The organism is Streptomyces sp. cmx-4-9 (genome assembly GCF_046548835.1).
Taxonomy (GTDB): domain Bacteria; phylum Actinomycetota; class Actinomycetes; order Streptomycetales; family Streptomycetaceae; genus Streptomyces.
Window position 1 is genome coordinate 887,541 of the sequence record NZ_JAEBEE010000002.1, and the last position, 21,858, is coordinate 909,398.

Annotated in this window: 22 protein-coding genes; 8 read left to right on the forward strand and 14 right to left on the reverse strand. The window is 73.0% G+C overall.

The window, feature by feature from the left end; all coding sequences use genetic code 11:
* Positions 1-6: 6 nt before the first annotated feature.
* Positions 7-552 carry a GNAT family N-acetyltransferase gene (locus ACLJTM_RS10265; protein WP_411103138.1) on the reverse strand — a complete coding sequence of 182 codons (546 nt, stop codon included), beginning with the start codon at positions 550-552 and terminating at the stop codon, positions 7-9.
* Between the two features lie 424 nt (positions 553-976).
* Here ACLJTM_RS10265 and ACLJTM_RS10270 point away from each other — a divergent pair, with 424 nt between their 5' ends.
* Positions 977-4,360, forward strand: coding sequence for a CARDB domain-containing protein (locus ACLJTM_RS10270; RefSeq protein WP_411103139.1), 3,384 nt, complete (start codon positions 977-979; stop codon positions 4,358-4,360).
* A 57-nt stretch (positions 4,361-4,417) separates the two neighbouring features.
* On the opposite strand, the gene ACLJTM_RS10275 is transcribed toward ACLJTM_RS10270, so the two are convergent.
* The 5 genes from ACLJTM_RS10275 to ACLJTM_RS10295 form a co-directional block, all read right to left on the reverse strand.
* Positions 4,418-5,143, reverse strand: coding sequence for a class E sortase (locus ACLJTM_RS10275; RefSeq protein ID WP_411103140.1), 726 nt, complete (start codon positions 5,141-5,143; stop codon positions 4,418-4,420).
* 172 nt (positions 5,144-5,315) lie between these two features.
* Positions 5,316-5,558, reverse strand: a complete 243-nt coding sequence (locus tag ACLJTM_RS10280; RefSeq protein WP_411103141.1) for a hypothetical protein — start codon at positions 5,556-5,558, stop codon at positions 5,316-5,318.
* A gap of 159 nt (positions 5,559-5,717) precedes the next feature.
* Complete coding sequence (locus tag ACLJTM_RS10285) at positions 5,718-5,993, reverse strand: isoamylase early set domain-containing protein (RefSeq protein WP_411103142.1); 276 nt, start codon at positions 5,991-5,993, stop codon at positions 5,718-5,720.
* A 133-nt stretch (positions 5,994-6,126) separates the two neighbouring features.
* Entirely contained in the window at positions 6,127-6,630 is a 504-nt protein-coding gene (locus ACLJTM_RS10290) for a GNAT family N-acetyltransferase (RefSeq protein ID WP_411103143.1), read from the reverse strand.
* Positions 6,627-7,343 (reverse strand): M15 family metallopeptidase, encoded by a 717-nt coding sequence (locus ACLJTM_RS10295; RefSeq protein ID WP_411103144.1) that lies wholly within the window; start codon positions 7,341-7,343, stop codon positions 6,627-6,629. The genes ACLJTM_RS10290 and ACLJTM_RS10295 overlap by 4 nt, the downstream gene beginning before the upstream one ends.
* A gap of 274 nt (positions 7,344-7,617) precedes the next feature.
* Between ACLJTM_RS10295 and ACLJTM_RS10300 the strand changes: the two genes are divergently transcribed.
* On the forward strand, positions 7,618-8,037 hold the full coding sequence (locus tag ACLJTM_RS10300) for a hypothetical protein (protein WP_411103145.1): 420 nt from the start codon (positions 7,618-7,620) through the stop codon (positions 8,035-8,037).
* Positions 8,038-8,177: 140 nt separating this feature from the next.
* On the opposite strand, the gene ACLJTM_RS10305 is transcribed toward ACLJTM_RS10300, so the two are convergent.
* The 5 genes from ACLJTM_RS10305 to ACLJTM_RS10325 form a co-directional block, all read right to left on the reverse strand.
* On the reverse strand, positions 8,178-8,378 hold the full coding sequence (locus ACLJTM_RS10305; protein ID WP_411103146.1) for a serine protease inhibitor: 201 nt from the start codon (positions 8,376-8,378) through the stop codon (positions 8,178-8,180).
* Between the two features lie 88 nt (positions 8,379-8,466).
* Entirely contained in the window at positions 8,467-8,685 is a 219-nt protein-coding gene (locus tag ACLJTM_RS10310; protein ID WP_411103147.1) for a hypothetical protein, read from the reverse strand.
* Between the two features lie 136 nt (positions 8,686-8,821).
* Positions 8,822-9,838, reverse strand: coding sequence for an NAD-dependent epimerase/dehydratase family protein (locus tag ACLJTM_RS10315; RefSeq protein ID WP_411103148.1), 1,017 nt, complete (start codon positions 9,836-9,838; stop codon positions 8,822-8,824).
* Positions 9,835-10,476 (reverse strand): hypothetical protein, encoded by a 642-nt coding sequence (locus ACLJTM_RS10320; RefSeq protein ID WP_411103149.1) that lies wholly within the window; start codon positions 10,474-10,476, stop codon positions 9,835-9,837. Before ACLJTM_RS10320 ends, ACLJTM_RS10315 begins: the two co-directional genes overlap by 4 nt.
* Positions 10,477-10,661: 185 nt before the next feature.
* Positions 10,662-10,898 (reverse strand): DUF5133 domain-containing protein, encoded by a 237-nt coding sequence (locus ACLJTM_RS10325; protein ID WP_411103150.1) that lies wholly within the window; start codon positions 10,896-10,898, stop codon positions 10,662-10,664.
* Positions 10,899-11,084: 186 nt separating this feature from the next.
* On the opposite strand from ACLJTM_RS10325, the gene ACLJTM_RS10330 reads away from it, so the two are divergent.
* The 3 genes from ACLJTM_RS10330 to ACLJTM_RS10340 all read left to right on the forward strand — a co-directional run bounded on the left by ACLJTM_RS10330 (position 11,085) and on the right by ACLJTM_RS10340 (position 12,681).
* Positions 11,085-11,315, forward strand: a complete 231-nt coding sequence (locus tag ACLJTM_RS10330; RefSeq protein WP_411103151.1) for a hypothetical protein — start codon at positions 11,085-11,087, stop codon at positions 11,313-11,315.
* 384 nt (positions 11,316-11,699) lie between these two features.
* Positions 11,700-11,969, forward strand: coding sequence for a GlsB/YeaQ/YmgE family stress response membrane protein (locus tag ACLJTM_RS10335; RefSeq protein ID WP_411103152.1), 270 nt, complete (start codon positions 11,700-11,702; stop codon positions 11,967-11,969).
* Between the two features lie 178 nt (positions 11,970-12,147).
* Positions 12,148-12,681 carry a type 1 glutamine amidotransferase domain-containing protein gene (locus ACLJTM_RS10340; protein ID WP_411103153.1) on the forward strand — a complete coding sequence of 178 codons (534 nt, stop codon included), beginning with the start codon at positions 12,148-12,150 and terminating at the stop codon, positions 12,679-12,681.
* A gap of 45 nt (positions 12,682-12,726) precedes the next feature.
* On the opposite strand, the gene ACLJTM_RS10345 is transcribed toward ACLJTM_RS10340, so the two are convergent.
* Positions 12,727-13,071 (reverse strand): STAS domain-containing protein, encoded by a 345-nt coding sequence (locus ACLJTM_RS10345; RefSeq protein ID WP_411103154.1) that lies wholly within the window; start codon positions 13,069-13,071, stop codon positions 12,727-12,729.
* 94 nt (positions 13,072-13,165) lie between these two features.
* Positions 13,166-13,612 carry an ATP-binding protein gene (locus tag ACLJTM_RS10350; RefSeq protein ID WP_411103155.1) on the reverse strand — a complete coding sequence of 149 codons (447 nt, stop codon included), beginning with the start codon at positions 13,610-13,612 and terminating at the stop codon, positions 13,166-13,168.
* A gap of 186 nt (positions 13,613-13,798) precedes the next feature.
* Between ACLJTM_RS10350 and ACLJTM_RS10355 the strand changes: the two genes are divergently transcribed.
* From ACLJTM_RS10355 to ACLJTM_RS10365, 3 genes are all read left to right on the forward strand, one after another.
* Complete coding sequence (locus ACLJTM_RS10355) at positions 13,799-18,379, forward strand: HAMP domain-containing protein (RefSeq protein ID WP_411103156.1); 4,581 nt, start codon at positions 13,799-13,801, stop codon at positions 18,377-18,379.
* A 49-nt stretch (positions 18,380-18,428) separates the two neighbouring features.
* Positions 18,429-20,882: a SpoIIE family protein phosphatase gene (locus tag ACLJTM_RS10360; protein WP_411103157.1), complete on the forward strand. Its 2,454-nt coding sequence runs from the start codon at positions 18,429-18,431 to the stop codon at positions 20,880-20,882.
* Positions 20,883-20,971: 89 nt separating this feature from the next.
* On the forward strand, positions 20,972-21,253 hold the full coding sequence (locus ACLJTM_RS10365) for a hypothetical protein (protein ID WP_411103158.1): 282 nt from the start codon (positions 20,972-20,974) through the stop codon (positions 21,251-21,253).
* A gap of 17 nt (positions 21,254-21,270) precedes the next feature.
* Here ACLJTM_RS10365 and ACLJTM_RS10370 read toward each other — a convergent pair whose 3' ends face one another.
* Complete coding sequence (locus tag ACLJTM_RS10370; RefSeq protein ID WP_411103159.1) at positions 21,271-21,780, reverse strand: metallophosphoesterase family protein; 510 nt, start codon at positions 21,778-21,780, stop codon at positions 21,271-21,273.
* Positions 21,781-21,858: the final 78 nt, after the last annotated feature.

Sequence of the window (21,858 nt, forward strand, 5' to 3'; positions counted from 1 at the left end):
AAGGGACTACGCAGGGACCGCGTCCGCCGGAACCTCGAAGACGAACTCGATGCCGTCGCGGTCGCTGCCCCGCTCGGCGACGCGCACGAAGCCGAAGCCCGCGAGCGTGGCCAGGGAAGCCGCATTGTCGGACCGGACGGTGGCCCGGACGGTCCGGACGCCTGCTTCGACGGCGGCCCGGACGAGCAGCGCCCGCAGCATGGCCCGGGCGTAGCCCTGGCGGCGGTACCGGGGGACGACGCTGTAGCCGACCTCGACCACGCCGGCCTCGTCCGGCGGACCGTGGAACCCGGCGTCCCCGACGACGGCCCCGTCGGGCTCGGACACCGCGGCCCGCGTGGTCCAGGGCGCAGCCGACGGGTGCGCGGTGAGCTGGTCGGCGCGGTAGCCGAAGATCCGACGAGCCCGGTCGCCGATGAAGTGCTCGTCCAGGGCGACGCCGGCGGCGGCGCTTGCGGCGGCGAGGTCGCCGTCGGCCAGCGCCCGCAGCGCCGTTGCGTCGAGTACGACGAAGCGGACGCGTGGGGGAGTGGCGGGGGGTTCGTTGGTCACCGCGAGATGCTCGCCCAACGCCCGGGGCCTGTCCAACGCTTTACGCGCATGCCCCTGCCGCCGACCGCCGACCGCCGACTGCCGACGCACCGCGGCTGGGGCATGCATGGTCCGGGAGATCCGGTTCGAGCGGGACGACGCCCCGGAGCTCCTGGCGCTCCGGTCGAGGAGGACAGCCTGCCGGCGCACCCCGGACGATCCGGCGGCCCCGCGGGTTCCGCGTGTGAGAGCCGTTGACAAACTCGTCAACTGCGAGAAACCTGTGGCGCCATGACCGCATATCAGCGATCAGATCACTCAAAAAACAAAGAACGCTGCGCAAAATCACGGCAGGTCATCCGGTGAGTCGCCTGCTGACCTCGCACGCCCGCCCTCCGGCCGGTGCACCCCACGCGGCCGCTCCCCCCATGGAACAGAGGACAGCATGAGATGGATGCACGGCGGCCGGCGGTTGCTGGCCGGCCTGGTCGTGGCGGGGCTCTTCGCCCTCGGGCTTCTGCCCGCCGGCCCCGCCGCCGCCGCGGGCGGCCCCAATCTCGCCCTCGGCAGAGCGGCCACCGCGAGCGGATCGGTCGGCGGCTACGGCGCCTCGGCTGTCACGGACGGCAACCCCGGCTCGTACTGGGAAGGTCCCGCCCAGGCCTTCCCGCAGTGGATACAGGTGGACCTCGGACGCAGCGTCTCCGTCGACCAGGTGGTGCTGAAGCTGCCCGGTTCCTGGGAGGCGCGCACCCAGACGCTGACCGTCCAGGGGAGCGCCGACGGCAGCGGCTTCAGCACCCTGTCGGCCGCGGCAGGCCGGCTGTTCGACCCGGCCCGGTCCAACACCGCCACCATCGGGTTCCCCGCCGCGACCGTGCGGCACGTACGCGTCTCCGTCAGCGCCAACACCGGATGGCCCGCCGCGCAGCTCTCGGAGTTCGAGGTCTACGCCGCCGCCGGGAGCGGCGACCCCGGCGACCCCGGAACTCCGCCGGCCGGCGTGAACCTGGCCAAGGGCAAGCCCATCGAGGCCTCCTCCACCACGCAGTCCTACCTCGCGGCCAACGCCAACGACGACAGCATCACCAGCTACTGGGAAGCGGGGGCCCAGCAGTCCACCCTGACCGTGCGGCTCGGCGCCGACGCCGACGTCACCGGCGTGGTCCTCAGACTCAACCCCGATCCCGCCTGGTCGGCCCGTACCCAGAGCATCGAAGTCCTGGGCCGCGCGCAGTCGGCGACCGGCTACACCTCGCTGCGGGCCCGCGCCGACCACCTCTTCAGTCCGGCGGGCAACCAGAACACCGTCACGCTGCCCGTCACCGGCCGTCTCGCCGACGTCCAGCTGAAGTTCTCCGGCAACACCGGTGCAGGCGGCGCCCAGGTCGCCGAATTCCAGGTCATCGGCGCGGCCGCGCCCCACCCGGACCTGACCGTCACCGACCTGTCCTGGACGCCCGCGGCCCCCTCCGAGAGCGACGCCGTCAGCGTCGCCGTCACCGTCCGCAACGGCGGAACGGCCGCCTCGACCGCCACCGGTGTCAGCGTCAGCGTGGAAGGCGCCGTCGCCGGCAGCGCCCAGGTCGGCGCCCTCGCCGCGGGCGCCTCCGCGACCGTCCCCGTCGCCGTCGGCAGGCGTCCGCAGGGCAGCTACACCGTCTCGGCCGTCGTGGACCCGAACGACACCGTGCCCGAACAGGACAACACCAACAACAGCCGGACCGCCGCCGCGAAGCTCGTCGTCAGCCAGGCACCCGGCCCCGACCTGGAAGTCCTCTCCCTCACCAGCAACCCGGCCTCCCCGGCCGTCGGCACACCCGTCTCCTTCACCGTGGCCGTGCACAACCGCGGAACCACCGGCGTCCCCGCGGGCACCGTCACCCGACTGGTCGCCGGCACCACCACCCTCAACGGCCCCACCCCGGCCATCGCCGCCGGCGCCACCGTCCAGGTCCCGGTCAACGGCACCTGGACGGCGGTCAGCGGCGGCGCCACCCTCACCGCCACGGCCGACGGGACCGGCCTGGTCGCCGAGACCAACGAGACCAACAACAGCCTCTCCCGCGCCCTGGTCGTCGGCCGCGGCGCAGCCGTCCCGTACACCGAGTACGAGGCGGAGGCGGGCAACCACACCGGCACGCTGCTCCGCTCCGATGCCGAGCGCACCTTCGGCCACACCAACTTCGCCACCGAGTCCTCCGGCCGCGAGTCCGTCCGTCTCACCGCGACCGGCCAGTACGTGCAGTTCACCTCCACCGGCGCGGCCAACTCCCTCGTCGTACGCCACTCCGTCCCCGACGCCCCGAACGGCGGCGGCGCCGACGCCACCCTCAGCCTCTACGTCAACGGCAGCTTCGCCCGCAAGCTCACCCTGTCGTCCAAGCACAGCTGGCTCTACGGCAGCACCGACAGCCCGGAGGGACTGACCAACACCCCCGGCGGGGACGCCCGCAGACTCTTCGACGAGTCCCAGGCGCTGCTCGGGCAGAGCCACCCGGCCGGCACCACGTTCCGCCTCCAGCGCGATACGGGTGACACGGCCGCGTTCTACGTGATCGACCTGGTCGACCTGGAGCAGGTGGCCCCGCCGGCCGCCAAGCCGGCCGAGTGCACCTCGATCACCGACTACGGAGCGGTTCCCAATGACGGGAACGACGACACGGCCGCCATCCAGCGGGCCGTGACGGCGGACCAGAACGGGCAGATCGCCTGCGTCTGGATCCCGCAGGGCCAGTGGCGCCAGGAGCAGAAGATCCTCACCGACGACCCGCTCAACCGGGGCCAGTTCAACCAGGTGGGCATCAGCAACGTCTCGATCCGCGGCGCCGGCATGTGGCACTCCCAGCTCTACACGCTGACCCCGCCGCAGGACGCGGGCGGGATCAACCACCCGCACGAGGGCAACTTCGGCTTCGACATCGACGACAACACGCAGATCTCCGACATCGCGATCTTCGGCTCGGGCACCATCCGCGGCGGCGACGGCAACGCCGAAGGCGGCGTGGGCCTCAACGGGCGCTTCGGCAGGAACACGAAGATCACCAACGTGTGGATCGAGCACGCCAACGTCGGTGTCTGGGTGGGCCGGGACTACGACAACATCCCCGCCCTGTGGGGCCCCGGCGACGGAGTCGAGTTCAGCGGGATGCGCATCCGCGACCTCTACGCCGACGGCATCAACTTCGCCAACGGCACGCGCAATTCGACGGTCTTCAACTCCTCCTTCCGGACCACCGGGGACGACGCCCTCGCGGTGTGGTCCAGCAAGTACGTGAAGGACCAGTCGGTGGACATCGGGCACGACAACCACTTCCGGAACAACACCATCCAGCTGCCGTGGCGGGCCAACGGCATCGCCGTGTACGGGGGTTACGGCAACACGATCGAGAACAACCTGATCCAGGACACGATGAACTACCCGGGCATCATGCTGGCGACCGACCACGACCCGCTGCCCTTCTCCGGGCAGACGCTGATCGCCGGCAACGGACTCTTCCGCACCGGCGGAGCCTTCTGGGGCGAGGCCCAGGAGTTCGGCGCGATCACGCTCTTCGCCGCCAACCAGCCCATCCCCGGGGTGGTCATCCGCGACACCGAGATCCACGATTCGACCTACGACGGCATCCAGTTCAAGACGGGCGGCGGGACCGTACCGGACGCGAAGATCAGCAATGTGCGCATCGACCGGTCCAACAACGGCGCCGGCATCCGGGCCCACGGCGGGGCGCGCGGCAGCGCGACCCTCTCGAACGTCACCATCACCGGCTCGGCCGACGGGGACGTCCTCGTCGAACCCGGGTCGCAGTTCGTGATCAGCGGAAGGTAGGGCACACCGGCCGGGTCCGGGCCACCGCCGTGAGCGGCGGTCCCGGACCCGGCCGGCTCAGGGCGCGGGCGACCGCGCGGCGGCGCCGCGCAGCACGCCTATCTTGTCGATCCGGTGCTCGGGATTGCCCTGGGCGTCGCTCCAGTGATTGCCCGCGGCGTGGTCCTCCGGCGTGGCACAGGTCGACAGGGTGATCATCGCCCGGGTCGGCGCCGCACCGGGCTCGCCCGGCACCGCGGCGCGCTGCTCGCTCAGCGAGCGCGCGGACCGGAAGGAGGTGGAGCGGGTCGCCACGATCTCGTACGTGTACACCAGGCCGCCCGCCGCCACCAGGACCGTGTCGCCCCGGCCCACGGACGGCAGGTCGCGCAGCGGCCCGCCCGCCGACAGTCGGTGCGCGGTCACCAGGAAGTTGCCGACCTGCCCGGGCCCCACCCCGCCCCGCGCCCCGTACGGACTGGCGGCCGCGCCGCCGTCCTGGATGCGGGTACCGGGCGCGTCGTCGGTGGTGCCCTCGTACGGGACCACGCGCAGCCCGGCCACGCCCGCCGAGGGGATGGCCAGCACGGACGTCTCGCGCCGCACGTCCGCAGCGCGGGACGGCTCCGGCGCGGACGCGCCGGGGGCGGCGGTGGGCCGCACGGCCGGGGTCGCCGCCGGCGTCGCCGCCGGGGGCGCGGACGCCGGGCCGGCGGCCGCCCCGGGCGCGCAGGCCGCCGGCAGGCCGAGCACGGAGGCGGTCAGGGCGGCGAGGGCCGTGCGCTGGGCGAAGGGCAGAGGCATGGGCGGGTTCCGTGTCCGTGGGCCGGGCCGCGGGGGAGGGGAGGGCCGGGCGTCCCCGACAGAGTGACACAGGGAGCGAGGCGGACAGAAGGCCCCGGCGCACCCCGGGCCGGACATGCCGCAGGGGCAGCGGACCTGAGGTCCACTGCCCCTGCGGAGGCGGCGCCAGGCGTCAGTGGGCGCCGAGGTGGCCGAACTCCGCCCACTCCTTCTCGCCCTCGGCCGCACAGTTCGAGGTGTAGGCGGGACCGAAGCGCGCCGGGACGGCCGCGGCGGAGGAGCAGGCGGACGCGAAGGACGCGTGCCCACCGGAGAAGAACTCGGCGTCGACACCGTCGGCCAGGGCGGCGCCGGCACCGCCCAGCAGGATGCCGGCGGTCAGGACGGAAGCGGTCAGGGCAGAGCGCATGCGCATGGTGACTCCCAGGGGATCTCTCGATGACGCGCCAGGAAGGCGGCGCGTCGGGCGGTCCAACACCCCGGGCGGGTTCCGGGCAACGGCACGTCACCCGGATGGCCTGCGAGAATGCATTCCCCCTGACCTGCGGAAAGGATTTTTCCTCGGCCGATCGGGTCAGGTGTGGAGGAGACCGTTGGTGCCGTCGTGCCCGTCCGCGCTCTCCTCGTCGAACCAGTAGTCGCCGGCCGCCAGGTAACGGAAGGAGTGCGCGCTCTGGGGCGCCAGGGCGACGGTGACGGCACGGGTGCCGTCACCCCGGGGCTGCAGGGTGTGGGCGCCGGGCGTCCAGTCGTTGAAGTCACCGACCACGCTGACCGGCCCGGCCGGAGCGTTCTCCGCAAGGACGAAGGTGACCTTGGTGCGGCCCTTGAGCTGCTTGCGTTCGAGCACTGAGAGTTCCCGTCGACGAGGAGGGGCGAGCGGACGTGTGCATCCTCGCCCCGGCCCGCCTGCGCCGAGGCCCTACACGCCCGCCACGCGCACGCCGATCACCCGGCCGGTGGCTGCCCTCGCTCCAACGGCCTCAGGCCGCGGGGAAGTCGTCCCGGTCCAGCGCGTGCACCACGCACGGGCGGCCGAGGACGGTGTCCTCGCGCAGCGGGGTGAAGCCCAGCCGCCGCGCGACGGTGGCGGAGGCGGTGTTGCCGTGATGGATCATGGCGGTGATCCGCTCCAGTCCCAGGGATCCGAAGCCCCACGCGAGAACGGCCCGGGCGGCCTCCGTGGCATACCCCTGTCCCCAGTGCGCGCGGGCCAGGGTCCAGCCGGCCTCGGTCTCGCCGAACTCCTGCCACCAGTTCAGGCCGCTGCGGCCGATCGCCTCGCCGGTGTCCTTCAGCTCGACGGCGCACAGCCCGTGCCCGCGCCGGGCCCACTGCTCCTGGATGTCGCGGAGCCGGGCCGCGGCCTGTTCACGGGTGTAGCCGCCGACGAACCGGTTGATCTCGGGGTCTTCGTGGAGGCGCACCCACCAGTCGGTATCGGCCTCGGTGAGTGGGCGCAGTCGCAGGCGCTCGGTGGTGATCACGGTCGTCCGTCCTTGCCGGGCTGGTCGGGGAGGTTCCCGTCCAGTGTGTCCGGTGGCCCTGCGGCACCGCCCGGCCGGGTGGCACCGTACACGGCGGCCGGGCGGCCGGTCATCAGCGCCCAGTACCGGTCCCCGTGACTGAAGTGCCACCATTCGGTCGGGTAGTTCACCAGGCCGGCACTGGTGAGGGCGACCGTGAGCACGTCGCGGTGCAGGCGCGCGCTGCGCGAGATGCCGTCGGCGTGGGTGTAGCAGGCGCCTGCGCTCTCCTCGGGTGTGGCGTTCAGCCGTGTGCCCATGTCCAGCTCGACGCCGTCCGGGTCGACCAGCGTCAGATCGACTGCGGCTCCGGCACTGTGCGGGGCGACCTCCGGCGGCGACACGTACCGGGCGGCGGCCGTACGGATCTGCTCCGCGGTCCACTCGGGACGGGCGGTGCGCAGCTGGGCCGCGTACTGCTCGAAGTACCTCTGCTGCAGGTCCGGTGGCCGGTACCCCTCGACCAGCAGCAGCCGCAGCCCCTCGGGCAGCAGCGACTGCGCGTGCAGCAGCCGCTCGACCACCCCGGTGCGCAGCTGCGCGAACGCACCCGCCGGGTCGGAGCGCCGGCCGTCGACCAGGACCCCGGCGGCGCGGACATCGGTCAGGGGCTGGCCGTTGTCGCGGACGGGGACCGCGGCGACGCGCGGGTCGGACATGTGCACGATGCCCATCGATCTCTCCAGGTGCGTTCGGTTCCGGGGCGTGGGCAGAGCCCGCCGTCGCGGTGCAGGCAGGACGTCGCAGGCCCCACTGCCGTTACCGGGAAAGCCAGACCCGGGGTGCGGCGCGATCCGGCGCGGGCCGCCACTCCTGGCGATCCTGCCCCATGCACTCCGGTTCGGTCGAATGTTCGGGTCGTTGGGCGGGTTGTCGGGCGGGCGCCGCCCGGACAGGCTGGGCCCCCGCCCCGCACGCCGCGGGGACCGGATGGAAGGGGGAGTCTGCGTGACCGCTTTCCACCGCCAGGCGCGCTGGGCCTCGTGCGCCGCCGCGACGCTGCTGTTCTCCGTCGGGCTGGTCGCCCTGCCCTCGTCGGCGCAGGCCTCGGCCACCGGATGCGATCCGTGGCCCCTGCCCCCGGTGCGCGTGCTGTGCGCCTCCGTGGGCGGCGGCGGGACGTACGTGGACAAAGTCGACTTTCACGCGCCGCTGTCCTCCTTCACGTGTGGCGCGAAGGGCGCGATCCGCTTCTACGACACGGCCGGCGCCCTCTACCACCAGGAGACCCGGCAGACGGCCAACGGATGCAGCTGGGGCGACGGCTTCGCGATCCACCCGCGCAAGAACATGCGCAAGGGCAAGGTCTGCGCGGTTCAACTCGTCAACTCCGCCCAACGGGCCGGGGTCTGCCACAAGATCACCTGACAGCGGCGGACGGTGCACGGCGGCCCGGGGCGGACCCGGGGCCGCCGCTCCGGCAGGTGCTCCGGGCCCGTCCGCCCGTACCGGACACCGAGTGCCGATCACTGCGTACCGGTCACCGGGTACCGGTCATCGGGTGCCCGTCACCCGGTGCTCGGTACCCGGGAGACGCGCCCCTGGTCGTCGACGTACAGCCGGACGCGGCCCGGTCGGAAGTCCATGGTGACCATCTGCCCCTGACCGACGACGTGCACCTCGGTCACGTCCGGGCTGTCCCCCCGGATCGCCGCCGAGGCCTCCTCCGCGGGCATGCCGACCAGCTCGGGCCATTCCTTGCGACTCATGGAACCTCTCTCCCTGGGGGTACGGGGTACGGGCAACCGCCTACCCACACCCGCCCGGGGAACACCACCGCGGACGTCCCGGCGCCGGTCAGGAGGAGTGCCAGGTGGCAGGGCCGCCACCCAGCCAGTCCACCAGGCCCTCGCCGTACGGGGCCGCCTCGTCGGGGTCGAAGCCGGCACGGCGCAGGAACTCCAGCACGTCGGAGGGGCCGAAGGCGCGGCCGAGGACCTCCCCGTCGCAGCGGACCTCCCGCCCGCCCTGCCCGTCGGGCGGGTGGACGACCACCCGCAGTGCGTTGGTAGCCATGCCTCCAGCGTGCGGGCGCCCGCCCGCTCCAGCATCCCGGGAGCCGGCGGCGGCCCCACGGAGCCCCCCAGGCCGCCTCCGTCGCCCTGGACCGCCTCGGATCGTGTCGGGGCCCGCAAGCTCCGAAATGGATGACCTAGCCGCCGCTCCCGGCAGCGGCCAGGGGCGGCGTGTCCAGCCCGGCTCCCGCGCGCAAGCCCTGCAGGAACTCCTCGATCGCCTCGGTGGCCGTACGGGCCGGGGCCCAGCCCAGTTCGGCCCGCGCCCGGCCCGCGTCGAGCAGAGGCAACCGCAGGACCGCGTCGAGCAGCCCGGGTGCGGCGGGCGCGAGGTGCATCCGCCAGGCGGCGGCGAGTGCGGCGCGGGCCGCCCCGGCCGGCAGCGGCACCGTCCGCGCGTGCAGCAGCCGGGCGACGGCCGCGGTGTCCAGGACCGGATCGGCCACCAGGTTGAACGGGCCGCTGACCGGCCGCAGGACGGCCGCCCGGTAGGCCGCGGCGGCGTCGTCGGTGTGCAGGGCCTGGAAGCGCAGCCCGGTCACGGCGGGCAGGGCGGGCACCAGGCCGGGACGGATCAACCGCCACGGCAGCAGGGGACCGGCGAAGATCCGGCGCTGCTCGGAGGCGGCGGCCCGCTTGAAGAGGAAGCCCGGACGCATGCGTACCACCCGCAGGTCGGGGTGGGCGCGTTCGAAGGCGTCGAGGTACCGCTCCAGATAGGCCTTCTCCCGGGTGTAGGCGGCGCCGGGCCAGCCGTGCGTCGGCCAGGACTCGTCCACCGGCCGCCCGTCACCGGGGGCGGGGGAGTAGGCGCCGACCGAGGAGGCGTGGACGAGGGCGGGGACCTGCGCGCGGGCACACGCCTCGAACACGCGGATGCTGCCGAGCACATTGGTGCGCCAGGTCTCCACGGGGTCGTGGGTGGGCTGGAACTTCCAGGCGAGGTGGACGACGGCGTCCGCCCCGGCGACCAGCTCGTCGAGGTCCGTGCCGCCCGGGTCGATGTCCGCCGCGGTCCAGCGGACGCCGGGCAGCGGGTGGCGGGGCAGCCGCCGGGCGGCCCCGAGGACGTCGGTGACGGCGGGGCCCTCGGCCAGGACGCGCATGACACTGGTCCCCGTATTGCCGGTCGCGCCGGTGACGACGACCTTCATGACGCCCACCCGGCCCGGCGCCCCGTGCCGTGGCGCCGGGCGGGCACCGCCCGCACCGTGCGCGCTCCGACGGTGAAGGTCCGCCCGACCGCGGCCACGCGCAGGCTCTCCGTCAGTTCGGCCTGTTGTTCGGCGCGGTCGCAGAGCCGGGCCATGGCCGTCCGGTCCAGGCGCGCATCGGACTCGGCGAGCACCTGCAGCGACCGCCACAGCGCGCCCTTGCCCTCGATGCCCAACCGCATGGCCTCCAGTTCGAGTACGTCGCTGAGGGGTGAGCGGGCCACCAGGCGGCCGTTGAGCTTCAGCCGTCCCGCCTTCTCGGCGAGCCGGCCCAGCGCGGCACGCGACCAGTGCGCCGGTATGTCGAGGGCGGTCATCACCTCGCGCAGGCTGTCCCGGTCCTCGGACACCTCCCGGGCCAGCTCGGTGAAGCGCGGGGCGGCCGGCGTGTCCTGGTGGGCGCGGGCCATCCGGCGAGCCAGGGCGACACCACTGCCGGCGGCGGCGAGGTGGTCGTTCAGGTAGATCGTGAGGAGGCGGCGCGGGGAAGGCGCCCCGCGGTCCCGGACCTGCGCGTCGTCCTGTGCGCCTGCGGAGGCGGGGCGGCGGGCGTCATCGGTGCTGCGCGGGGTCTTCATCACGTGTCCCCTCGGATTGCGGAAGGACGCCGAGCCGTCGGGACCGGCCGACGGCGGCCCCTGCGGGCGTTCCCGCAGGCGGGCCGTGGCGTGTGGTTCCCGGCGCCTGCCCCTCTGCGCCCACGCTCAAACGACGGGCCCGCCGGGCTCCCGCGCCGGCTCCGCAACCGGGCTCGGCTGCGGTATCAGCCGAGCGTGACCAGCGCCGAAGCGTCCCGCCGGCCGGTGAGCGGCGCGTGCGCCGCCTCGATCAGGTTCCGCGCTGCGAGGACCGCGTCCTCGACGGTCCGGGTCGCCGTGGACACACACAGCGTGTAGGTGACGTCGGCCAGCTCGCGCCGTGCCGCGGGGGAGTCCTGGCCCAGGAGGGAGTCGTACTGGCGCAGCAGGCTGTGGACGAGTATCGGCGAGGGCAGCAGCACGGAAGGGACCTTTCGGCGGGCGGGCAGGCGGACGCGAGCGGTCGGCCTGCTTCTCGACGTGCCCCCGATCACGCACTCCATGCGTGGCGGCGGCCGCGCGGTGGTGCAGCGGACGAAGGACGGCGGAGGGCCCTTCCGCAGGACCCACGGGATGCCCGCCGGTCCGGGCGGCCGCAAGCTGGGCTGATGAACCCGAAGACGATCGTGGTCCACGTCCCCGACGAGTCCGGCGGCCGCCGTGTCCACGTGGACAGCGAAATCCTCGGCCTTGCGCACAGCCTGCGGGACGTGGCCGAGTTCCTGCGGCGTGCCGGGCTCGACTGGGACGAGGAGCAGGTGGCCGGATCGCCCGCGATCGACTGGCGGGGCGGCGGCCCCGATGCCTGGCCGGCGCCGTGGGGCCTGGACGAGCCGTGAGCCGTCCCCCGGGGCGGCCGCGCCCGTCGCCCCGAGACCGCCGACCTGCCGGCTGCGCCACGACGGGCGCGGCCGCATGGGCCTCACTGCGGGCGCCGGGGCTCCTTCGCCGGGAGGCCGGCCGCCCCGCAGGGCTGCCTCGACGGTGGGCGCGTAGGCGAAGAGGGGCAGGCCTCCGGTGGCCCGGAGGAGCCGGCGCAGCTGATGCGGCAGGGTGCCGGCGACCGGCTGCCGTCCTCCTGGCAGCCCGTCAGCCGTGCAACCGACGCGCGTCCCCCGCCGCGGGCTGCGCCGGCACCTCGGTGAGCCGAACGTTTAGGACCGGGGATTCGGCGCAGACGATCCTTTGACAACGTTCTTATGTGACGAGGTGGGAGACGCATCATGGGCATCATCGCTTGGATTCTCATCGGCCTGCTGGCGGGCCTCATCGCCAAGGCGCTCATGCCGGGGAGGGACCCGGGCGGCATCATCGTCACCACGGTCATCGGCATCCTGGGCGGCCTGCTCGGCGGCTGGCTGGGCAAGGTCATCTTCGGCGTCGACTCGATCGACGGGTTCTTCGACCTCTCCACCTGGATCGCGGCCATCATCGGCTCGGTGATCCTGCTCGCGATCTACCGCGTCGTCGTGGGCAACCGTCGCCACGCGTGACCCGCACACCCCACCAGCACGCCTGACCGCATGACAGGCCTGCTCCCGGATGCCGCCGCGGCCTCCCCTCGAACCGACCGAGGGGAGGCCGCGGCGGCATCCGCGCATACGTTTGGCCCGCCGGAGAGCGGACAGGCGGCAGGGGACCGTCGCTTTCCCCTCAAAGGAGACAATTCTCATGCGTGTGGCGTTCCTGATGGCTCAAGAAGGCATCGAGCAGGTCGAGCTGACCGAGCCGTGGCAGGCAGTGGCCGAGGCCGGCGGCGAGCCCGTGCTGGTCTCACTCGAAGCCGGCCACGTCCAGGCCTTCGACCACCTCGACAAGGCGGACACCTTCCCCGTCGACCTCACCGTGGACGAAGCGAGCGCCGACGAGTTCGACGCCCTCGTCCTGCCCGGCGGTGTGGCCAACCCGGACGCGCTGCGCACCAACACGGAAGCCGTCGCGCTGGTCCGGAGCTTCTTCGACCAGGGCAAGCCCGTGGCGGCGATCTGCCACGCCCCCTGGACGCTGGTGGAAGCAGACGTCCTGCGGGGCCGCACCCTGACCTCCTGGCCCAGCCTGCGCACGGACATCAGCAACGCCGGCGGCACCTGGGTCGACGAAGCCGTGCACGTGTGCACGGCGGGACCCGGCGCGCTCATCACCAGCCGCAAGCCCGACGACCTCCCGGCGTTCTCCAAGGCACTGCTCGCCGAACTGGCGCACTGACCCCGGCGGCCGGCCTTCAGGGGGTCACGGCCTCCGCACCGGCCCTCAGGCGGCCACGGCCTCGTCGAGCGACGCATGGACGGCGAGGACCGTGTCCGCCCCCGTCAGGGCGAGGAGCCGGACGAGCTGCTGCCGGGGCGCGGCGATCCGCAGCCGGGTGAGGCGGTGGACGCGCAGCAGCATGTTCAGGCAGGTCGAATCGGCGAAGGTCACGTCGGACGCGTCCAGGATCACGGTCGGGTGCTGCGTGCTCGCGGCGAGGAGGGCCTGGTTGAGCGGTTCGATCGTCTCGCTGTCCAGCTCGCCCCGCGCAGTGACGACCCATGCGCCGCCGACGGCGTAGCTGCTGCCCACCGGGCCCTGCGGAGGTACCCGCCCCGCGTCCGACATGTCGTGCCCCCTCGCGCATCCTGGTCTGCATCGAAGTATGCACGGAGTGACGGCCTGCCGAAAAACCCGGGCAGACCGGTCCGGACGGGGCGGGTCAGGCGCCGTCCAGGTCCAGGTAGGCGTGGACGGCTTTGCCGCCCGGGAACAGCTCCACTTCCACCTTCGACGAAAGTTCGTTCACCAACGGCCAGCCGAAGCCGCCCGGTTGCCAGGCAGGGGAGCCCTTGTCGACGGGAGCCTTCAGGCTTGCGTCCTCGACCGTGACCTTCACCCCCGTGTCCGTGCGGGCCAGCCGGAACGCGCGCACCCCTGCGGCGTGGCGCTGGGCATTGGCCACGAGCTCCGTGACGACCAGCAGCACGGAGTCCATCTCGGGACCCTCGCCGAACCCCCAGGACATCAGGGAGGCGCGTGCCCGGGCCCGCGCCCCGGCGCCGTTGAGCGCGGGAGCGGAAGCGGTGGTGGCTGGTGGCGACGCATCGGTCACGGAGGGCTCGCGTCTGCTGCTCTCGGCGTCCTGTTCGTCGGGCCCGTCCCGCATGCTCCCCCCTTGCTGTCGGCCTCGTCCGGCAGCCCACCGTACACTCGCCGCCACTCGGCAGGTGGCCGGTGCCGTCTTCCTGGTGCAAGGTCGTTGCACTCGTGCACGTCCGCGGCCGGCACGACGGTAGCCTTCCCCTTGTTCATCAGGCGGTGAGAGCCGCCGTCACGGAGGTGTGGGGGCAAGATGTCACAGCTGGCTGTGGACGGTGCAGGCGGCGCCGGCGTGCCGGAGGCGCAGGGCGCGCCGGGAGCCGTGGGCGAGCCGGAGCTCAGGCAGCTGCTCGCCGGTCTGACCGCTGTGCGCGACGGTGACTTCGGTACCCGGCTGCCGGACAGCGCGGACGGGCTGCTCGGCGAGATCGCGACGGTCTTCAACGGCATGGTCGACCAGCTCTCCCTGTTCACCTCCGAAGTGACGCGCGTCGCACGCGAGGTGGGCACCGAGGGGACCCTGGGCGGCCAGGCCGAGGTCCCGGGGGTCTCCGGCACCTGGGCCGACCTCACCGACTCCGTGAACGCCATGGCCGGCAACCTCACCTCCCAGGTCCGCGACATCGCGCAGGTGGCCACCGCCGTGGCCCGCGGCGACCTGTCCCAGAAGATCGACGTGGACGCCCGCGGGGAGATCCTGGAGCTGAAGAACACCGTCAACACGATGGTGGACCAGCTCTCCGCCTTCGCCGACGAGGTCACCCGCGTGGCCCGCGAGGTCGGCAGCGAGGGCAGGCTCGGCGGCCAGGCCCAGGTGCCCGGGGTCGCGGGCGTGTGGCGCGACCTCACCGACTCCGTGAACTTCATGGCGGGCAACCTGACCGACCAGGTCCGCAACATCGCGCAGGTGACCACCGCGGTGGCCAAGGGCGACCTGTCCCAGAAGATCGACGTGGACGCCCGCGGGGAGATCCTGGAGCTGAAGAACACCATCAACACGATGGTGGACCAGCTCTCCGCCTTCGCCGACGAGGTCACCCGCATGGCCCGTGAAGTCGGCACCGAGGGCATCCTCGGCGGCCAGGCGGACGTCAAGGGGGTCTCCGGTACCTGGCGGGACCTCACCGACTCCGTGAACTTCATGGCGGGGAACCTGACCGCCCAGGTCCGCTCCATCGCCCAGGTCGCCACCGCGGTGGCCAAGGGCGACCTGTCCCAGAAGATCGACGTGGACGCCCGCGGGGAGATCCTGGAGCTCAAGAGCACCATCAACACGATGGTGGACCAGCTCTCCGCCTTCGCCGGCGAGGTGACCCGGGTGGCCCGCGAGGTGGGCACGGACGGACGGCTCGGCGGCCAGGCCGATGTCAAGGGGGTCTCCGGTACCTGGCGGGACCTCACCGACTCCGTCAACTTCATGGCCGACAACCTCACCGCGCAGGTCCGCTCCATCGCCGAGGTCACCACGGCGGTGGCCCAGGGAGACCTCTCGCAGAAGATCCGCGTCGATGCGCGCGGGGAGATCCTGGAGCTGAAGGAGACCATCAACACGATGGTGGACCAGCTCTCCGCCTTCGCCGACGAGGTCACCCGCGTCGCCCGCGAGGTCGGTACGGAGGGCAACCTCGGCGGCCAGGCCACCGTCCGCGGCGTCTCCGGCACCTGGAAGGACCTGACCGACAACGTCAACGTCATGGCCTCCAACCTCACCGGCCAGGTCCGCTCCATCGCCCAGGTGGCGACGGCCGTGGCCCGCGGAGACCTCTCGCAGAAGATCACCGTCGAGGCCAAGGGCGAGGTCGCCGCGCTCGCCGGGGTCATCAACACCATGGTGGACACCCTCTCCGCCTTCGCCGACGAAGTGACCCGTGTGGCCCGCGAGGTGGGCACGGAGGGCCGGCTCGGCGGTCAGGCGCACGTCCCCCACGTCGCAGGCACGTGGAAGGACCTGACCGACAACGTCAACTCGATGGCGAACAACCTGACCGGCCAGGTCCGCAACATCGCCCTCGTCACCACCGCCGTCGCCAACGGCGACCTGTCCAAGAAGATCGACGTCGACGCGCGCGGGGAGATCCTCGAACTCAAGACGACCATCAACACGATGGTCGACCAGCTCTCCGCCTTCGCCGCCGAGGTCACCCGCGTCGCCCGCGAGGTCGGCAGCGAGGGCAGGCTCGGCGGACAGGCCGAGGTGGAGGGCGTCTCCGGCACGTGGAAGCGCCTCACGGAGAACGTCAACGAGCTCGCGGGGAACCTCACCCGGCAGGTCCGGGCCATCGCCGAGGTCGCCAGCGCCGTCGCCGAGGGCGACCTCACCCGCTCCATCACCGTCGACGCCTCCGGGGAGGTCGCCGAACTCAAGGACAACATCAACTCCATGGTGGGCTCGCTGCGCGAGACCACCCGGGCCAACCAGGAGCAGGACTGGCTGAAGTCCAACCTGGCCCGCATCTCGTCCCTGATGCAGGGCCACCGCGACCTCGCCGTCGTCGCCGAACTCGTCATGGACGAGCTCTCCCCGCTGGTCTCGGCCAGCTACGGCGCCTTCTACCTGGCCGAGGAGACCGAGGCCGAGACCTGGCTGACCCTCCTCGGCTCCTACGGCCGGCCCGCCGACAGTCCCACCGACGTCCGGTTCCGGCGCGGGGACACCCTCGTGGGCCAGGCCGCCCGCAGCCGCCGCACCATCGCCATCGACGACCTGCCGGCCGGCTACCTGATCTCCTCCGGCCTGGGCCAGGCGGCGCCCGCCAGCCTCGTCGTCCTGCCCATCGTGGTCGAGGAGCAGGTCCTCGGGGTCATCGAACTCGCCTCCTTCCGCGCCTTCACCACCGTCCACCGCGACTTCCTCGGCCAGCTGATGGAAGCCATCGGCGCCAATGTCAGCACGATCGTGGCCAACGCCCGCACGGACGAACTCCTCGGGGAGTCCCAGCGCCTCACGGCCGAGCTCCAGGCCCGGTCCACCGAACTCCAGGTCCAGCAGGAGGAACTCCAGCGCTCCAACGCCGAGCTGGAGGAGAAGGCGGCGCTCCTCGCCAGCCAGAACCGCGACATCGAAGCCAAGAACCTGGAGATCGAGCAGGCCCGGCAGGAACTGGAGGACCGCGCGCAGCAGCTGTCGCGGGCCTCGAAGTACAAGTCCGAGTTCCTGGCCAACATGAGCCACGAGCTGCGCACGCCGCTCAACAGCCTGCTGATCCTCGCCCAGCTCCTGGCCCAGAACCCGACGCGCAACCTGACGCCCAAGCAGGTCGAGTACGCGGGCATCATCCACTCGGCGGGCTCCGACCTCCTCCAGCTGATCAACGACATCCTCGACCTGTCCAAGGTCGAGGCCGGAAAGATGGACATCAACCCCGAAAGGGTCTCGCTGAAGCAGCTGCTGGACTACGTCGAGGCGACCTTCCGGCCGCTGACCGGGCAGAAGAGCCTCGGCTTCGAGATCACGACGGCGCCGGGCGTGCCGGTGGACCTGCTGACCGACGACGCCCGGCTGCGCCAGGTCCTGCGCAACCTGCTGTCGAACGCGGTGAAGTTCACCGAGCGGGGCCGGGTCGAACTGCGCATCGAGCCGGCCGACCCCGAGGAGCTCCCCTTCGGCCTCGCCCCCTCGCAGGCCACCGTCGCCTTCCGGGTCAAGGACACCGGCATCGGCATCGCCGAGCAGCAGCTGGAGACCATCTTCGCCGCGTTCCAGCAGGCCGACGGCACGACGAGCCGGAAGTACGGCGGCACCGGACTGGGCCTGTCCATCAGCCGGGAGATCGCCCACCTCCTGGGCGGTGCGGTCACCGCCCGCAGCGCCCTCGGCGAGGGCTCCGTCTTCACCCTCTACCTGCCGATCGCCCGCCCCGACTTCGCCGCCCGGGCCCTGCCCGAGGCCCAGGACGGCCCCGCGGCGCTCCCGGCCGGCGAGGCCGACACCGGGTCCGCCTCCGCCCCGCCGCTTCCCGCTCCGCACCACCGCCGGCTCCTGATCATCGAGGAGCGGCCGCACGGACTGCTGACCCTTGTCGCCGAGAGCGCCTCCCAGGACCTCGCCCAGGGACGCGGGCCCGCCGGCCTCCACGACACGACGGAGGTCGTGACCGTCACCACCCCCCAGGATGCGGCCGCCGCCCTCGCGGGAGCGCCCGTCCACTGCGTGGTGCTCGACCTCGGGCTGTCCCGCGACGGCGCCCTGAAGTTCCTCGACGCCCTCGACGGGGACGCCGCCCTCGCCGCCACGCCCGTCCTCGCCCACGGCAGCAACCGTCTCCACGCCGAGCAGGAGCGCGCCCTCGAACAGCGCGTCTCGCGCCGCCCGCTGGAACTGCTCTCCAGCCTGGACGAGCTGCGCGAACGCATCACCTTGCACCTGTCGGCCGAACAGGCCGCAGACGTGCTGCCGCTGGTCCGCGCCCAGGAGCCGCGGGGCCTGCCCGAGCACGTCATCGAAGGCGAGCTGACCGGACGCACCGTCCTCGTCGTCGACGACGACTCCCGCAACCTCTACGCGATCACCGGGATCCTGGAGCTCCACGGCATCCGCGTCCTGCACGCCGAGAACGGCCGCAAGGGCATCGAGGCGCTCATCGCCAATCCCGCGGTCGACCTGATCCTCATGGACGTGATGATGCCGGAGATGGACGGCTACACGGCGACCGGCGAGATCCGCGGCATCCCGCGCTACGCCGACCTGCCCATCATCACGGTGACCGCCAAGGCCATGCCGGGCGACCGCGAGAAGAGCTTCGCGGCGGGAGCCAGCGACTACGTCACCAAGCCCGTGGACGCGGACGACCTGATCGGCCGGGTCCGCCGCTGGATCGGCGGCCAACCGTCGTGAACCGGAAGAACCCCCGCCTGTCCGGCAGGACCCCCTTCCACCGCCACAGATGACGAGGAACCCCGTGAACCACGTGACGGACGGCGGCGACCCCCGGGCGACCGTACGGACGCCCGCCCAGCGGCAGCCCTCCACCGCACACGGCCTCCCCCCGGCGGCCGACCCGCCCGGGCAGGCCGAGGCCGGACGGCTCGCCGCCACCGTGGAACGCCTGCGCAGCGAGGTCAGGGCGGCGCGGAGCGCCGCCGACGGGCGGGCGCTCGTCGAAATGGCGAAGGGCGTCCTGGTCGGGAAGCTCGGCTGCGGGCCGGCCGAGGCCGCACGCCAGCTCGCCAGCCTCGCCGAGCAGTCCGGGACCGACCCGCTCGAACTCGCCGTGGACGTCATCAACCAGGCCGCAAGCGACCAGGTCAGCCAGATCGCCGAGGAGTTCCTCACCCGCGCGGAGGTCCGCGAGCGCGCCGACGAGGTGCAGAGCACGGCCCTGCGGCTGCGCAGCGCCGAGAGCCGCGTCCTGGCCTCCCCGGACGCGCAGTCGATGGCGGCCGCCCTCCTGGAGAACGCCCTCGCCCCGCTCGGCGTGACCGGGGTGGCGATCTGGGCCGCCGGCAGCGACTCCTCCCTCACCCTCGCCGGACAGGCCGGTTTCGCCGAAGAGGAGGCGGCCCGCTGGCGGTACGTACCCCCCGAGGTCGCCACCTGCGCCCGGCTCGCCCTGTCCGCCCGGGAACCCGCCTTCATCGGCTCGCTCTCCGACGGAGGACTGCCGACCATCGGCCGCCGACGCCACCCCCACGGCGCCCGGCTCGCGGTGCCCGCCGGCACCGGCGGCCGCATCAACGGGGTGGTCGAGGTGAGCTGGCCCCAGCCGCAGCCCGATCTGCCGCACCGGACGGTGCGGCAGATCGAGGCCCTGGCCGAGCTGTGTGCCCGAGCCCTGGACGACGCCGAACCCGGGGCGGCCCAGGGCGCCGCCCCTGCCGACCACGACACGGGGCTCGGAGAGCTCACCGACCTCGCCGACAACCTCCACGACCCGGCGCTGGTCCTCGTCCCGCACCTCGACTCCCGGGGCAACCTCGCCGACTTCCGGATCCACCACGCCAACCCCCTGTTCGTCGATCCCGCAGGGCGTCCCACCAGCTCCGTCAGCGGCTCGCTGTTCCTGGAGGCGTACTCGCTGGCCGAAGCGGACGGCCTCTTCGAAAAGATGGAACGGGTCCATGCGACGGGGGAGCCGCTGCGCACCCAGCGCATGTCGCTGAGGGCCCTCGTCGACCAGGTGCCCCTCACCGCCTTCGCCGACGTCAGCATCAGCCGCCACGCCGGAGCGCTCCTGCTCCTGTGGAAGGTCGAGGACGAAGCCGCCCGCCTCGCGAGCCTGCTCGGCCATGCGCAGCGCCTCGGCCGCGTCGGGGGGTTCGAGGAGAGCGCCGTCACCGGTGAGATCACGTGGAACGGCCAGCTCTTCGCCCTCTACGGGCTGCCGCTCAACGCCACGCCCGTGCCGCTGCGGGACCTCGGGGCGCACGCCCACCCCGACGACGCGATCGCGGTCACCCGCTTCCTGCGCACCCTGCTCCACCACCGCCGCGAAGCCTCCGTCGACCTGCGGCTGCGCCGGCCCGACGGCATCACGCGCCACGTCCGCGTGGTCGCCGAGCCGGCCCTCGATGCCAACGGGGCCCTGCACGCCGTCCGGGGTGCCTACCAGGACATCTCCTCCCAGCACTGGACCGAGGTCGCCCTGGCCGCCACCCGCGACCAACTGGCCCACAGCGAAGCCGAATCCGTCGAACGCACCCGGCTGACCCTGCAGCTCCAGCACGCGATCATGCCGCCCGCCCCCGCGGCCCTGGAAGTGCCCGGCATCCGCATCGCCGTGCGCTACCGCCCCGCCGAGTCCGAAGCGCTGGTGGGCGGTGACTGGTACGACGCCATCGTGCTGCCCAACCAGCGGATCCTGCTGTGCGTGGGTGACGTGGCCGGACACGGCATCGAGGCCGCCACCGGCATGGTGATCCTGCGCAACGCCCTGCGCGGCCTGGCCGTGACCGGAGCGGGACCCGCCCAGCTCCTGGCATGGCTGAACGCGGTCGCCCACCACCTCACGGACCAGGTGACGGCCACCGCCGTCTGCGGGATCTACGATCCGCAGACCCGCGTGCTGCGCTGGTCGCGGGCGGGCCACCTCCCGCCGGTCCTCGTCCGCCGCGGCGTGGCCGAGGCCTTCCCCCTGACCAGCGGACTGCTGCTCGGCGCACTGCCGGAGACCGCCTTCACGGAGGAGGAGATCCAGCTCGAACCCGAGGACACCCTGCTGATGTACACCGACGGTCTGGTGGAGCGGCGCGACACCGCCGTCTCGGAGACCCTCGCCCACCTCCTCGCGGTGGCGGCCCGGGAGGCGAGCGGTCTGGAGGGACGCCTCGACCACCTCCTCACCTACAGCCGGTCGGACACGGACGACGACACCTGCCTCATCGGCATCCAGGTGAGGTGACGAGAGGTGACGGCGGCCCGGACTCCGCGGGCCGCCGTTCGGGAACCTCGGACGGGTGTTCGGGGTGGATCGCTGGGCAAGCGGACTCCATGAATGCTGAACGAGAAGACTCCGTGTCCCGGCAGCACGAACCGGAGCTGCCCGCGAAGGTGCCCCAGAGCGGTGACGCTCTCACCCCCGACCTCCCCCCGAGGGGCGTCCGAGCGCCCGAACTGTGGGCCACCGCGACCGAAGAGCCCGGCACGACCGGGGAGGCGGAGCCCGCCGGGGGCGACCGCACCGCCGAGGCCGAGCACCCGGCCGGGCCCGCGGACCCCGGCACCAGGCAGCCCGCACCGAAGGACCCCGAGCCCGCGGAGCCCACTGACTAGTGCGGTGACCGGAGCGCTCAGCCCTTCGAGGGCAGCGGCAGCCGGTGCAGGACGGCCTCCCGCAGCGCACCGTCCTCGACGGTGAGGGTCAGGAAGGTGTGGCGGGGCTGGCGCCGGCGGTCGGTCGGCGAGCCCGGGTTGAGCAGGCGCAGCCCGCCCGGGGCGGTGGAGTCCCACGGGATGTGGCTGTGGCCGAAGACCAGCACGTCCGCGTCGGGAAAACGCGCGGCGCAGCGCCGCTCGCGCCCGGTCGCCGGCCCGGTCTCATGGACGACCGCGAAGCGCACCCCCTCCAGATCGGCGCGGGCGACCTCCGGCAGGCGGCGGCGCAGCCCGGGCCCGTCGTTGTTCCCGTACACCGCGATCAGACGGCGCGCCCGGGCCTCCAGCAGATCGAGCGTGGCCTCGTCGGTCCAGTCCCCGGCATGGATCACCGCGTCCGCCGCGTCCACCTGCTCCAGCAGGGCCTGCGGCAGCCGGACGGCCCGCGAGGGGACGTGCGTGTCGGAGGTCACCAGCAGCCTCATGCGTCCACCATGCGTCCACCGTAGCCCCGGCCGTCGCGCCTCGTCGGCCGCGGCCCTCCCGCCTGGTCTGCTGGGAGC